The organism is Clostridia bacterium, from assembly GCA_026414765.1.
Lineage (GTDB): Bacteria > Bacillota > Clostridia > Acetivibrionales > DSM-27016 > SKW86.
The window spans coordinates 148,481-161,134 of the sequence record JAOAIJ010000052.1; the positions used below are offsets into that span (position 1 = coordinate 148,481).

At 35.7% G+C, this 12,654-nt stretch carries 14 protein-coding genes and 1 tRNA gene; 9 read left to right on the forward strand and 6 right to left on the reverse strand.

Translation table 11 applies throughout. The features are described 5' to 3' along the window. Window position 1 precedes the first annotated feature (1 nt). A complete protein-coding gene (pheT, locus tag N3I35_19630) occupies window positions 2-2,443 on the forward strand; it encodes a phenylalanine--tRNA ligase subunit beta (GenBank protein MCX8132292.1) in 2,442 nt (813 codons plus the stop codon). Window positions 2,444-2,519: 76 nt separating this feature from the next. Beyond that, window positions 2,520-3,521 (forward strand): aldolase catalytic domain-containing protein, encoded by a 1,002-nt coding sequence (locus tag N3I35_19635; protein MCX8132293.1) that lies wholly within the window; start codon window positions 2,520-2,522, stop codon window positions 3,519-3,521. A gap of 68 nt (window positions 3,522-3,589) precedes the next feature. On the opposite strand, the gene N3I35_19640 is transcribed toward N3I35_19635, so the two are convergent. Continuing rightward, window positions 3,590-3,811, reverse strand: coding sequence for an alpha/beta-type small acid-soluble spore protein (locus tag N3I35_19640; GenBank protein MCX8132294.1), 222 nt, complete (start codon window positions 3,809-3,811; stop codon window positions 3,590-3,592). 259 nt (window positions 3,812-4,070) lie between these two features. On the opposite strand from N3I35_19640, the gene N3I35_19645 reads away from it, so the two are divergent. The 3 genes from N3I35_19645 (at window position 4,071) to N3I35_19655 (ending at window position 6,855) form a co-directional block, all read left to right on the forward strand. After that, window positions 4,071-4,658: a protein-L-isoaspartate(D-aspartate) O-methyltransferase gene (locus N3I35_19645; protein MCX8132295.1), complete on the forward strand. Its 588-nt coding sequence runs from the start codon at window positions 4,071-4,073 to the stop codon at window positions 4,656-4,658. 462 nt (window positions 4,659-5,120) lie between these two features. Further along, a complete protein-coding gene (locus N3I35_19650) occupies window positions 5,121-5,264 on the forward strand; it encodes a hypothetical protein (GenBank protein ID MCX8132296.1) in 144 nt (47 codons plus the stop codon). A 238-nt stretch (window positions 5,265-5,502) separates the two neighbouring features. Then, on the forward strand, window positions 5,503-6,855 hold the full coding sequence (locus N3I35_19655) for a glucose-6-phosphate isomerase (protein MCX8132297.1): 1,353 nt from the start codon (window positions 5,503-5,505) through the stop codon (window positions 6,853-6,855). 49 nt (window positions 6,856-6,904) lie between these two features. Here the strand turns inward: N3I35_19655 and N3I35_19660 are convergent, their stop codons facing one another. After that, window positions 6,905-7,732, reverse strand: coding sequence for a metallophosphoesterase (locus N3I35_19660; GenBank protein MCX8132298.1), 828 nt, complete (start codon window positions 7,730-7,732; stop codon window positions 6,905-6,907). A 418-nt stretch (window positions 7,733-8,150) separates the two neighbouring features. On the opposite strand from N3I35_19660, the gene N3I35_19665 reads away from it, so the two are divergent. Continuing rightward, window positions 8,151-8,324, forward strand: a complete 174-nt coding sequence (locus tag N3I35_19665; GenBank protein ID MCX8132299.1) for a hypothetical protein — start codon at window positions 8,151-8,153, stop codon at window positions 8,322-8,324. A 76-nt stretch (window positions 8,325-8,400) separates the two neighbouring features. Beyond that, window positions 8,401-8,484 (forward strand) — tRNA-Leu (locus tag N3I35_19670). Here N3I35_19670 and N3I35_19675 read toward each other — a convergent pair. From N3I35_19675 to N3I35_19690, 4 genes are all read right to left on the reverse strand, one after another. Further along, window positions 8,463-9,932 (reverse strand): recombinase family protein, encoded by a 1,470-nt coding sequence (locus tag N3I35_19675; protein ID MCX8132300.1) that lies wholly within the window; start codon window positions 9,930-9,932, stop codon window positions 8,463-8,465. The genes N3I35_19670 and N3I35_19675 overlap by 22 nt on opposite strands. 260 nt (window positions 9,933-10,192) lie before the next feature. Further along, the gene (locus N3I35_19680; GenBank protein ID MCX8132301.1) at window positions 10,193-10,312 is read right to left on the reverse strand and encodes a cyclic lactone autoinducer peptide; all 120 of its coding nucleotides are present in this window, start codon (window positions 10,310-10,312) and stop codon (window positions 10,193-10,195) included. 92 nt (window positions 10,313-10,404) lie between these two features. After that, complete coding sequence (locus N3I35_19685) at window positions 10,405-11,259, reverse strand: hypothetical protein (GenBank protein MCX8132302.1); 855 nt, start codon at window positions 11,257-11,259, stop codon at window positions 10,405-10,407. Window positions 11,260-11,290: 31 nt separating this feature from the next. Then, window positions 11,291-11,671, reverse strand: coding sequence for a helix-turn-helix domain-containing protein (locus N3I35_19690; protein ID MCX8132303.1), 381 nt, complete (start codon window positions 11,669-11,671; stop codon window positions 11,291-11,293). A gap of 181 nt (window positions 11,672-11,852) precedes the next feature. Here N3I35_19690 and N3I35_19695 point away from each other — a divergent pair, with 181 nt between their 5' ends. Further along, window positions 11,853-12,176, forward strand: coding sequence for a helix-turn-helix domain-containing protein (locus N3I35_19695; GenBank protein MCX8132304.1), 324 nt, complete (start codon window positions 11,853-11,855; stop codon window positions 12,174-12,176). Window positions 12,177-12,309: 133 nt separating this feature from the next. Continuing rightward, a complete protein-coding gene (locus N3I35_19700; protein ID MCX8132305.1) occupies window positions 12,310-12,453 on the forward strand; it encodes a hypothetical protein in 144 nt (47 codons plus the stop codon). The last annotated feature ends 201 nt before the right edge of the window (window positions 12,454-12,654 follow it).

Here is a 12,654-nt window from a genome sequence, read left to right on the forward strand (position 1 = left end):
TATGAAAATACCTTTGAGATGGTTGAGAGATTACGTTGATATAAATGTAACCCCCAAGGATTATGCGGATGCTATGACTATGTCGGGATCCAAGGTTGAGGGAGTTGAAAAGCAGGGGGAAGAGGTTATAAATGTAGTTGCCGGAAAAATAATATCTCTTGAAAAGCACCCTGATGCAGACAAACTCCAGGTATCCAAGGTTGATATCGGGAGCGGAATCATTCAGGTGGTTACAGGTGCACAGAATATCAGTGTGGGAGATTTTATACCTGTTGCCCTTGATGGTGCTGAACTTCCGGGCGGGAAAAAAATTAAAAAAGGCAAGCTGAGGGGAATCGAGTCAAATGGAATGATGTGTTCAGTCAATGAACTTGGCTATACAAAATATGATTTTCCTGACGCGGATGAGGATGGAATCTATATTCTGCCGGCAAAACTGATAAAAGAAAAGTATGCGGATAAGAGTATACTTGGGATGGATATAAGGGAAGTTTTGGGAATAGATGATGATGTTGTAGAGTTTGAAATAACTCCAAACAGACCCGATTGTCTTAGTATAATAGGAATAGCCAGAGAAACAGCAGCAACTCTGGGAACAACCTTTAAGAAACCTGTCATAAGCGTTACGGAAGCAGGTGGTAATGTAAATGAGATTGCAAGTGTTGAAATACGGGATGCAGACTTGTGCCCCAGGTATGCGGCGAGAATTATCAGAAATGTAAAAATCGGCGATTCACCGGAATGGATGAAGGAGAGGTTGAGAGCTGCTGGAATCAGGCCTATCAATAACATAGTAGATATAACAAACTATGTAATGCTGGAAATGGGTCAGCCTATGCATGCCTTCGATCTTGACAATATCAAGGGTTCAAAGATTGTTGTCAGAAGAGCTGCGGAAGGTGAAACTATAGAAACTCTGGATGGTAGTGAGAGAAAGCTTCAAGCCGGTATGCTTGTTATTACAGATAGTGAAAGGCCTGTCGCAGTTGCAGGAGTTATGGGTGGCGGTAATTCTGAAGTTACAGATGCGACAACAAATATTCTTTTCGAATCTGCAAGCTTTAATGGTACATCAGTGAGAATAACTTCAAAGAAGCTTGGAATGCGGACCGAGGCCTCATCAAGGTTTGAAAAGGGTCTCGATGTAAATAATACACTAAACGCTGTTAACAGAGCCGCTCAGCTTATTATTCAGTTAGGCGCGGGCGAGGTAGTGAGTGGTGTGATTGATTGCTACCCGGAAAAAGTAGAACCAAAGGTAATCAATCTTGAATGTGAGAAAATTAATGCTCTTCTTGGAACCGATGTTTCGAAGGAAGATATGGTAAAAATATTGAGAAGTGTTGATATTCAAGTGGATGAAGCCTTAAATAAGGTTACAGTGCCGACCTTCAGAATGGATATTCAAGAAATGGCTGATCTGGCAGAGGAAATAGCCAGATTCTACGGATATAATACAATAAAGCCCACACTCATGCAGGGAAAAGAGACTTCAAGGGGAGTAAAAACCTTCAAACAGAAGATTGAAGACAGAATACGTGATACTATAACTGCTTCGGGGCTTTCCGAGATATATACCTACTCATTTACAAGTCCCGGTGTATTCGACAAAATCAACATTCCTGAGGGCAGCCCACTTAGAAATGCTGTTGTTATTTCCAACCCTCTAGGAGTAGATTACAGCATAATGAGAACAACTACGATTCCTGACATGCTTGAAGTGCTATCGAGAAATTATAACAGAAGAATTGATGAAGCAAGGCTTTTTGAACTGTCATATACTTATTCAAAGAGCAAGCCCAGAGAAAACCAGATTGAGGGAATAGATGAAAGCAGCCTTCCTGATGAGATTGAAACACTTACCCTGGGTATGTACGGTAATGTAGACTTTTTTGATATCAAGGGTGTAATCGAAGGATTGCTTGGAGAACTCAAGATATCAGATTATGAGTTTATCAGAGAAACAGAGAATCCAACATTCCATCCAGGAAGAACAGCTGTATTGGCTATAAACGGAGAGACTGCCGGTATATTCGGAGAAATACATCCGGATGTACTGGATAAATATGATATAGCAGCCAAGGCTTATGTCGGTATTATAGAAGTAGAAATGCTTATTAAAAATGCAGGTGAGAGTGCGCAGTATAAGCCGTTACCCAAATATCCGGCTGTATCAAGGGATATAGCAATGCTGGTTAAGGATGAGGTTATGGTAAAACAGATAGAAGAAATAATAAAGCAGCGTGCCGGTAAGATTCTTGAAAGCATCAAGCTGTTTGATGTATACAAAGGAAAGCAGATTCCCGACGGAATGAAGAGCGTAGCATACTCTGTCACCTTCAGAGCGGAAGACAGGACATTAACTGATGAAGATGTAAACAAAGCTATGGCTAAAGTGATTGACGGACTTAAAAACAACATAGATGCGCAATTAAGAGAGTAATATGTTATAAAGTGTAAAATGGTAGGTCTTGTAGGGTAAATATAAATTATTTTGTAGAATGGTAGGAGGGTTTAAAATGAATAGTGAAAAAAAGAACAGTTTTTTGAGTAAGAAAGGTTCACTTCTTTCTTACAGGCCGGATATCAAGGTTTTGGATTGTACAATCAGGGATGGTGGCCTTATGAACAGCTTCAGGTTTGAGGATGATTTTGTAAGGGCGGTATATGACACCAATGTGGAAGCTGGAGTGGACTACATGGAATTTGGCTATAAAGCTTCCAGAAAGTATTTTAACGAGTCGGAATTCGGCCCATGGAAGTTTTCTGATGAAAGTGCTATCCGCAGAATTGTAGGAGAAAACAAGACATCCCTGAAAATATCCGTAATGGCTGATGCTGGGCGCACTGATTACACTAAGGACATACTTCCTAAGGAAGAAAGTGTTATTGATATGATCCGTATTGCTACCTACATTCATCAGCTTCCTGAGGCTATAGAAATGATCAAGGATGCTCACAACAAGGGATACGAAACGACTGTCAACCTGATGGCCATTTCAATGGTAAAGGAACATGAACTGGACGAAGCCCTGCAAATGCTGACTTCGACACAGGTAGACGTAATCTATTTGGTAGACAGCTTCGGTTCCCTTTACTCAGAAAGCATTCAGGAGTTAATTGCAAAGTACTTGAGTTACGCTGATGCAACAGGTAAAAAAATCGGTATTCATGCTCATAACAACCAACAACTGGCATATGCGAATACAATAGAGGCTCTGATATACGGAGCCAGCTATTTGGACGCAACAATTGGAGGTTTGGGTAGAGGCGCGGGTAATTGTAATATGGAATTGCTGCTTGGATTTCTTAAAAACCCAAAGTATCATTTGCGACCTATATTAAAGTGCATAGAAGAAAATATCATTCCAATAAAACAAAAGATTACCTGGGGCTTTGACATACCATATATGATTTCTGGACAATTGAACCAGCATCCCAAGGATGCAATCAAATTTTCAACCGGCGAAGGCAATACTCAGTATGTGAAATTCTATGATATGAGTATTGACAATGTTTGATGAAACAGGTTGATTTTTCGAATCAGATTAAAACCGGTAGAAGTATGATGGCTTCTACCGGTTTTTAATTATTTAAGCTGGCTTTCTGCCATAGCGATCATTCTCTTAACCATCTGGCCACCGATTGGGCCACCTTCCTGGCCGTTCTGCTTGGAACTTACATCTCCCTTATAATGATCGTTATTTTCTTTTACATATTGTAAATGCCCAATTTCCTGAGCGCATTCCATCTTAAACCTGGTCAAAGCTTCTCTTGAATCAGGAACCAATGGGGTTCTTGGTCTCGACATGTTATTCACCTACCTTATTAACAAGATTTTCATCAGTATTAAAAATCATTTTGCTGTTAAACTAAATCTGTATTTACTACAATAGTAGTTTAGACAGAATTCTGAATTATTTACGTATTAATTAATTCTTAAAATAGAAATAATAAAGAATACTAGAACTTAATTCGCTTTGTAGTATTTTATAGTATAACTGTAAACTTAACGTACTTTCTAAGCTAAATTTACACGGTTTGTTAACTTGAAGCAAACGGAGGATAATATGGAGAATAGTGAATTGTATAACTTTTTTAAGAATCTTGACCGATCTGCTTTTATAGATAATGAATATAAAAAGTATGCACACTATAACGAACCGTTACCTATAGGACACGAGCAGACAATATCACAGCCTACCATGGTTTACCATATGACATCCAAACTGGATTTGAATAAGCAATGCAAGGTGCTGGAAATCGGGACAGGCTCGGGATATCAGACTGCATTCCTAGCAGAGTTTGCAGGAGAAGTATATACAATTGAAAGAATAGAAAGCTTATCTGTAAAAGCTCAGGAAAGGTTGAATGCATTTGGATACACAAATATTAAGTACAGGGTTGGAGATGGAAGTGAGGGATGGAGGGAATTTGCCCCTTATGACAGGATTATAGCTACTGCTGCAGCAGGAAGAGTGCCGGACATCCTCCTCGAACAGCTGGGGCTTAAAGGGAAAATGCTTATACCTGTGGGTAAAAAAGGATTGCAGGAATTATTTGAGTTCAGTAAAAAAGAAGATGGGTCTGTAATAAAGAAATCCCTTGGGGAAGTTGTATTTGTGGAGTTTAAAGGGCAGTATGGTTGGAAAAGCTGAGTTTATGGAAATATTACAATATTGTGACAATTGACTGTAAAACATTGACATTTGACATGGTCGAAACTATAATAGCTAATGTGGTTCAAATATACTTAGTTGCTTCGCTTTTATTACACAAAAACTTCTACTATAAAAGAAAGAGGTGAGTTAAATGTTAAAGATAACTACAAAAGAAATGGATTCAACAGAATATTGCTTGGCACATTGTGCTTTAATGTTTAAAGCTCGGCCTCGGACTTACTTATTTAGCTATATTTATTAATCATGCATAAATGGTAGGAACCGGAATCGAGTGATTCCGGTTCTTTGTTTTTATAGTATTTGGGAAATACAAAAAATATCGGAAGTAAAAGATATGGAGGTGCTTAGGTTGTCAGATTCAAGCGATTATAGTAAAGGAACACAATAAAAACTGTTTTTGGGGGAGGAGGGATTGCTATAGCCCCGAATATTAAAGATTTGAAAAGGCAGATTTTTGAAAAGAATTTGATACTGGATTCAGTAAGGAATAATGATAAATATAACAGGGAAGAGATAAAGGTTGTAAAGGTTGAACTTGACAGGCTGCTTTATCAGTATTATAAGTGTTTTAAGTGCAGTTGAATTGATTGTTATAAAAATATCAGATAAATCTTTTAAAAAATATGTTAAAGTGTTATACTAACAGGGGTTAGAATTATTTTCTAACTCCTGTTTGCTACTAAACAGAAATATTATAGTGGGTGTGTTTGGTAAAATAGCATTCTACTCACTTGAAAAGGTATGGATTATTAAAGTCTGCAATACCTATAGCACAAAAAACAGAAAGAATAACAAGTTACATGTTTGGGAGGTAAAACAAATGCAAAAGTTGAGTTTTGATTACTCAAAAGCCGGAAATTTCTTGAATGAGTATGAGATAGCTTATTTTGAGAGTTATGTAAAAGCTGCACATGATATGCTGCATAACAAAACCGGTGCCGGAAATGATTTCGTTGGATGGGTAGACCTGCCTGTAAACTACGACAAGGATGAATTCAAGCGTATTAAGGCTGCTGCAGAAAAAATCAAATCAGATTCTGAAGTGCTTATCGTAATAGGAATCGGAGGCTCATACCTTGGAGCGAGAGCCGCTATAGAAATGCTTTCGCACTCATTTTACAACAGCTTGAGCAAGGAAAAGAGAAAAAATCCTGAAATCTATTTTGTAGGAAACAATATAAGTTCTACATACATAGCTGATTTGCTTGAGACTATAGAAGGCAAGGAGATTTCTGTAAATGTAATTTCAAAATCAGGAACAACTACAGAACCTGCAATTGCTTTCAGAATTTTTAAAGAATACATGGAAAACAAATACGGCAAGGAAGGTGCTCAAAAAAGAATTTATGCTACTACCGACAAAGCTAGGGGAGCTCTTAAAAAACTTGCTGATGAAGAACATTATGAAAGTTTTGTAATTCCTGATGACGTAGGTGGAAGATTCTCAGTACTGACGGCTGTAGGGCTTCTTCCTATAGCAGTAAGCGGTGCAGATATAGAAAAGATAATGGAAGGTGCTGCTGACGCATATAAGCTTTATAGCAATCCTAACCTTATGGAGAATGACTGTTATAAGTACGCGGCTGCAAGAAATGCTCTATATAGAAAAAATAAAACAACAGAAATAATGGTTAACTATGAACCTGCTCTTCACTTCTTTACAGAATGGTGGAAGCAGCTTTATGGTGAAAGTGAAGGGAAAGACCAGAAGGGAATTTTCCCCGCAGGAGTTGATTTTTCATCCGACCTGCACTCTATGGGTCAATACATTCAGGACGGTTTGAGAAATATTTTTGAGACAGTTTTGAATGTTGAAAAAGCCAGAAAGACGATTGTTATCAAGGAAGACAAAGATAATGTAGACGGTTTGAACTTCCTTGCCGGAAAAGAAATTGATCTTGTAAATAAGAAAGCTTTTGAAGGAACGCTTCTTGCGCATACTGACGGAGGAGTGCCTAACCTAATACTCAACATACCTGAATTGAATGATTATTATTTTGGTAATCTTGTTTATTTCTTTGAAAAGGCATGTGGAATAAGCGGTTATCTGCTGGGCGTAAATCCTTTTGACCAACCCGGAGTTGAAGCGTACAAGAAGAATATGTTTGCACTTCTGGGCAAACCGGGATATGAGGAAGAGAAGAAAAAACTTGAAGCAAGACTTGGAAAGTAATCATATATAAGTAAAACCGGATATCTGTACTGATATCCGGTTTTCTTTTTTACGGTAAATAGAATACTGTGATTTCCGGACGTGATAAAAACCTTAAAGGAAACAGCACATTTCCTATTCCACGGTTTATGTAAAGATTAATTCCATTCACTTTGTGCAATCCATGCCTGATGCCTATTTTACATAGTTTTTCCCTTCTCATCAGTCGGAACTCTATGCCAAATGGCGCCCATATCTGTCCGCCATGGAAATGCCCGCAGAATAGATAATCCGCTTTTCCTTCAGGTATGTCAAATACTATGTCCGGGTTGTGCGAGATTGTTATATTCATAAAGGAATCGGGGGATGCAGAAGTGAATGCTTTTTCAATATTATGCATCCGGTATTTCATATCCGAGATGCCTGTTATGTTATATTTCTTAGAGTTTTTTTCAAAACATATGGAACGGTTATGAAGAACTGAAATATTGGTACTTTGAATACTTTCTATGAATTTATCCAGGGCATCAGTATCAACAGTGCCCGTTTTCTTGTTTTTTAGAAAAGCTTTGAAGTCATGGTTCCCAAGAGATAAGTACATATTGTGCCCACAGTTTATTTCTTTGAGAAAATTTAGAAAAGCATCAACATGCGAGGGTTTGCTTACATAATCCCCTGTGAGAAGTATAATATCCGGCTTTTCACTTGAGATGACTTCCCTTATTACTCTTGCCGGTACTCCGAGGAAATTGATATGTATATCTGACAGCTGCACTATTTTTAAACAGTTTTTGTTTTTTGTAAACATTACTTCTTTGACTTGAACAAACCTTGTCTCTATCCGCATGTATACTAAAGTAATAACTATAATTATCAGTATTATGTGTAAGAAATTCATTGATACCCTCCGGGATTTATACAGCATCGTCACGTTTTTCAGACAGCGGGATATTTCTCATTATTCATAACAAATCAAGCTTCTTTTATTACTATATCAGTTGACTGTATTATCATCAATAATTAACGCGTTGATCATATAAATTTTATTCCCAAAAACCGCATCCCTCAGGTCGAATTTTACTGGTGTCTACCGGATCACCAGGTACGACAGGTGTTAATTAACTGTCTTAGGAAGAGAGGTTTATAGCTGGATGAATATGCTGGGGCTGATTGGATTAAGAAGAAAAAAACACCTGTAGATTTCGGAGGTTTTTGGTGGTTTAATATTTTCGACAACATTTTAAAAATATTTTAACTACTTTATGTTTATTTGGGGATAGAATGTTTCTGGGTTATAAATTTGAGGGGGTCAAAGTATGTTCCAGTTATTTGATGATAATTCTTCCGTAGCGCCGAGGACTTACGCAATAAAGAGTTATAAGAAAAAAAAGCGTGTGTATGTTAAGAAGATATTACTATACCTTACTTTATTATTAACAGTGTTTATTGTAGCCGGTATTGTATTTTTATCAGCCAACAACCTGATATAGTTTGTGATTAACTATAAAATTCCACTTGCAAAGTAAAAACTTTTGTGCTACAATAATAAAGCTTTACAAGTGATATGCGGGCGTGGTGAAATTGGCAGACACGCAAGATTTAGGATCTTGTGCGACGAGCGTGGGGGTTCAAGTCCCTTCGCCCGCACCAGTAGTATCTAAACAGTATGTAAAGATGATAATGTCGTCTATGCATACTGTTTTTTTAACGAAATTTTTAATGAATTGCTTTGTGTTCTGTACATCTTTATCTCTTAAGTACTTTTTATATTGCTCTAAGTTTTCTTTTATCTCCAGTGGGCTATACAACATTACTTCCTGAGCATTTTTTACATTTAGCATTTCAAACGTGGTGTCTTTCTTAGCTTGCTCAAGTGTTTGAAGCTTATCAAGTAATGCATGAGACGTAATACCGCTGGCTATTGCATTAACGATATTATTGATTTCTTTTTCTAGTTTAGATACAACAGATTTCAAACGCAGTAATTCAGACTCTGTCTTATCAAATTTACTTTTAATAAATTCATTTAACCTTGCCACATAGCGTTCAATAGAATTATCTGAGAACATATCATTAAGCATTACTTCAAAAGTTAGATTTTCTGCTCTTTCTTTTTTGGTTTTGTTACCGCATGTCTTACATACATAATAGCTATATATTTTCTTTTGACTATTTGATGTTCTGTGGCCACCCATTCTCGAACCACATTTACCACATTCAAGCAAGCCGGTGAGAAGGTACATTTCTACAGCCTTGTTTTGAGCCTTATGTTTGCTGTCCAATTTTCTTTTCTGAACTTTTAGCCAAGTTTCTTTTGAAACAATTTGTGGAATTACACCTTCAGCAACAACTATTTCACTTTCTGCTTTTGTCTTATGCCCATTGCGATGGCCGGGTGTCCTTGGCAAGGATTTATTATATTCCATAATCCCAATATATTTTTTGTTTGATAGTATGCTAAAGAGGCTATTTTTGCCGAAATCAGCGTTAAATTTAGTCTTGTAACCCTTAGCTTTCATTTCAGCAAAAATATCACCATATGAAGCACCTGAAGCATATAAATCAAATATTCTTCTTACTATGTTGGCCTCATACTCGTTTATTACATATTTTTTATCCTTGATATCATAACCAAGAGGAGGATACCCTCCAGTAAAGTTCCCACGCAAAGCAGTAGTTTTCATTCCTTTTAGAACTTCTGTTGCAAGGTTGTCAGAATAATACTCAGCAAAGCTTTCAAGTATTCCTTCCATTAATCTGCCCTCAGGGCTATCAGTTATGTGTTGTGCTGAATATAGAATTTTTATTCCTAGCCTTTTTAGCTGAGCCTTATAAATAGCTGAATCATATCTATTTCTTGCAAATCTATCTATTTTATGTACGATTATAACATCAAACAATCCCTTTTTTGCATCAGCTATCATTTTCTGAAATTGTTCTCTAGTATCAAATTTACCTGATCTTTCTTCATCAATATAGTCATGTAAAACTTCTATATTATGCTCTTTGGCATACTTATAGTTTTCTCGTAACTGAGCTTCTATTGAACTATCTTCTTGTAAATCAGAAGAGTATCTATCGTACGTTACTCCTCTCAATATAATCATCCTTTCTATAATATCGAGTACCTTTTAGAGTGGTAAGTAGAATTAGCTAGAATAACTTTTAAAAAATAAGTGTAAATTGTCGAAAAAGGGAAAAAATATAAAATATGTAATTGTATAACATGATATACAATAATTGCGAACTATGTATATTTGTAATCTATGGTTGACATTTTAAGGTTTTTGTATTATTATTTATACAGCAATGTTATATTTGGGTGGCCTACTCCGTTAGCCATCTTTTTTTTGTCTTTTTATCTAATGTGTTTTGGTTCTCTAGGTTGATAGAATACCCAGAAAGATGCTGACGATGCAACTACTAGCGCAAGCACCGTCAACATTGTGGATAAAACCTTAAGAATTTTGAACTTCATCTGATCATCTCCTATTCCTGTATAGTATCATATTCATATTTTCTCATAAGTACCATCAAGAAACAAGGAAAAGAACCAATTTAGTTACTTAGTTAAGTGCCTTCCATACTCATTAAAATACTATTAACAGTATCCCTAATATCTTGATTATTTGTTTTTTTTGCCTCTTCTAAAATTGATTCAGCTCGGCATTTCATTTCCCAAACAAGCAAATTAACATAAGCATCGTTGTTTATACAGTTTTGTTTAGCAAAGTATACTAATAGAATCAAGGACATAAAAGGCATACAAAGAGAAAATGTGCATACTATTATTGCACTTATCATAGGTAAGTTTGAAAGTATTTTTTCAAACATGAATACCTTTCCCGTAACAATTAAAAAAGCAATGTTTAAGATAATCGATAAGGTTGTTACTCTACGCTTTTTTGGTGAAGAAATTAAGACTTCTAAAATATTTTTTTCCTTACCGTTAGTGAGTTTTATTTTTCTAGAAATAACAAGATATAACAATAAAAATTGTAAGGACCTTTCTAGCAAAGTAGCTACAAAAGCTAATAGTACATTGCTATCAAAATCAGATATTTTTATTGAAGTTGAATATAGAATTATATTTACGCAGGCATATTCAGTTATCATAATTACCAATATCGAAATAAAAGTATAAACTAATATCTTTTTAGCATTTCTTCTCTCAATAACTACTAATAAAAGAGATAATTCGAAAAATAGAAATATTGGTCCTATAATAGAACTACTAAAACCAAGCATCCTTATCAGATTGCTTAATACGGATTGACAGATAATTACTACTACAAGACTAATCCGATTTGTTTTAAGAAGCAGTTTGCTTTCTTTCCCTAATAATCCTAATGCAAACAAAACAATAAATGCTTGTTCTGGAATAGAAATAAGAACAACTCTAAGTAATAAACTAATTAGTGCCATAGACTGACCTCCGTTATTTTTTTGAAGTTACCTAAATAATCTCGATCTTTAAGCTGTGTAACATTGATTTAGGAACTCCCTTATTTGCAATGTTATAGGCAAATTTTATATATTCTATATTCTCTGGATTTGCCGCCCAGTCAAGAATTTCCTTATCATCCGGTGATAGTTCTCTAACTTCCCTTCTGTCTATCCTTTCTACATTACACTGTAAAAGTTCAACCATATCCATGCCAAAGACATTTGCTATCTTTTCCAAAGTTTCTGGACGCGGTATAACTTTCCCAGCCTCAATGTCAGAAATCGTTACGTTTGAAACCCTTGCCTTTTTTGCTAACTCTAGCTGGGTAAGTTCATGTTTATTTCTTAGGAATAGAATAATGTCCTTTGCTCTTTGCATCTTCTGACTCAAAATTTCACCTCCCATTTAAAGTTAAACCGTAGTTTAAAATCATTGTATGCAAAAAAGTGCCATATGTCAAGATAAATAGCAATAAATTGAAAAAAATGACTTAATTGCCTTTCGGTAAGGTTGAAATTTAAACCATGATTTAAATATAATGTAAACATAAGTTGAAGACGGGGGTGATAGGATGACTAACTATAAAGAGCTATACTTCAAAAAAAAACCTGAAGATTTCATAAAGTTTTCTGAGAAAATACTCTGTGCAAGGATTAATTACTATAACGGTAAAAATAAGAAGAGAGGCCTTTCTCTCGTTGCTGCCTCAAAGAAAATAGGTATAACACCCATGTATTTATCTCTACTCGAAAACGAAAAAAGGATTCTTCCTAATTCAATTATTCTTTATAAAGTTGAAAGCGTATATGGTTTTAAACATGGAGAACTAGCAGAAGTACTAATAACTGAAAACCAACTTAGAAAGAAAAATTCTTCTAGTGAAAGGGCGGGATAAGACTTTGTCGTAAAGAATACAACGATTAAGAAGAGTCTAACACTTGCTAGGAGTGTTAGTCTTTTAGAATATGTGTAGATGAAAAAATAAAAGGATAGGAATAAGAGACTTTCATAGAAAAGAGTGAGAATTTATGAATGAGGTTACAAGAATAATTGATTTAAAAACAGGCCAAGTAACAAAAATTGGTGAATTTGCTCCAAGCCCAGAACAGGAAGATAAAATACTACAATTTTTACTTGATGTTATAAAGATTAAGAGTATTAAGCCTCTATAAAACTGATTAATACAATGTTATGGGAATAGCAGTTCGTTAATGGTGTCATGAGGGAGGTGAATACAATGCCTAATTTAGAAGCAATAAATGATTTGAAAAAGCAGGCAATGAAAGAGATCGAAAATTTATTGAACTGGAACAAATCAAATATAAAAAATAGTCCTGAGCAGTGCCGGTTAAATTTAGAAACAATTGTTACAT

Coding starts and splice junctions, on each gene's coding strand:
- pheT (MCX8132292.1), top strand. CDS start 2: ATGAAAATACCTTTGAGATGGTTGAGAGATTACGTTGATATAAATGTA.
- N3I35_19635 (MCX8132293.1), top strand. CDS start 2,520: ATGAATAGTGAAAAAAAGAACAGTTTTTTGAGTAAGAAAGGTTCACTT.
- N3I35_19640 (MCX8132294.1), bottom strand. CDS start 3,811: ATGTCGAGACCAAGAACCCCATTGGTTCCTGATTCAAGAGAAGCTTTG.
- N3I35_19645 (MCX8132295.1), top strand. CDS start 4,071: ATGGAGAATAGTGAATTGTATAACTTTTTTAAGAATCTTGACCGATCT.
- N3I35_19655 (MCX8132297.1), top strand. CDS start 5,503: ATGCAAAAGTTGAGTTTTGATTACTCAAAAGCCGGAAATTTCTTGAAT.
- N3I35_19660 (MCX8132298.1), bottom strand. CDS start 7,732: ATGAATTTCTTACACATAATACTGATAATTATAGTTATTACTTTAGTA.
- N3I35_19665 (MCX8132299.1), top strand. CDS start 8,151: ATGTTCCAGTTATTTGATGATAATTCTTCCGTAGCGCCGAGGACTTAC.
- N3I35_19680 (MCX8132301.1), bottom strand. CDS start 10,312: ATGAAGTTCAAAATTCTTAAGGTTTTATCCACAATGTTGACGGTGCTT.
- N3I35_19685 (MCX8132302.1), bottom strand. CDS start 11,259: ATGGCACTAATTAGTTTATTACTTAGAGTTGTTCTTATTTCTATTCCA.
- N3I35_19695 (MCX8132304.1), top strand. CDS start 11,853: ATGACTAACTATAAAGAGCTATACTTCAAAAAAAAACCTGAAGATTTC.
- N3I35_19700 (MCX8132305.1), top strand. CDS start 12,310: ATGAATGAGGTTACAAGAATAATTGATTTAAAAACAGGCCAAGTAACA.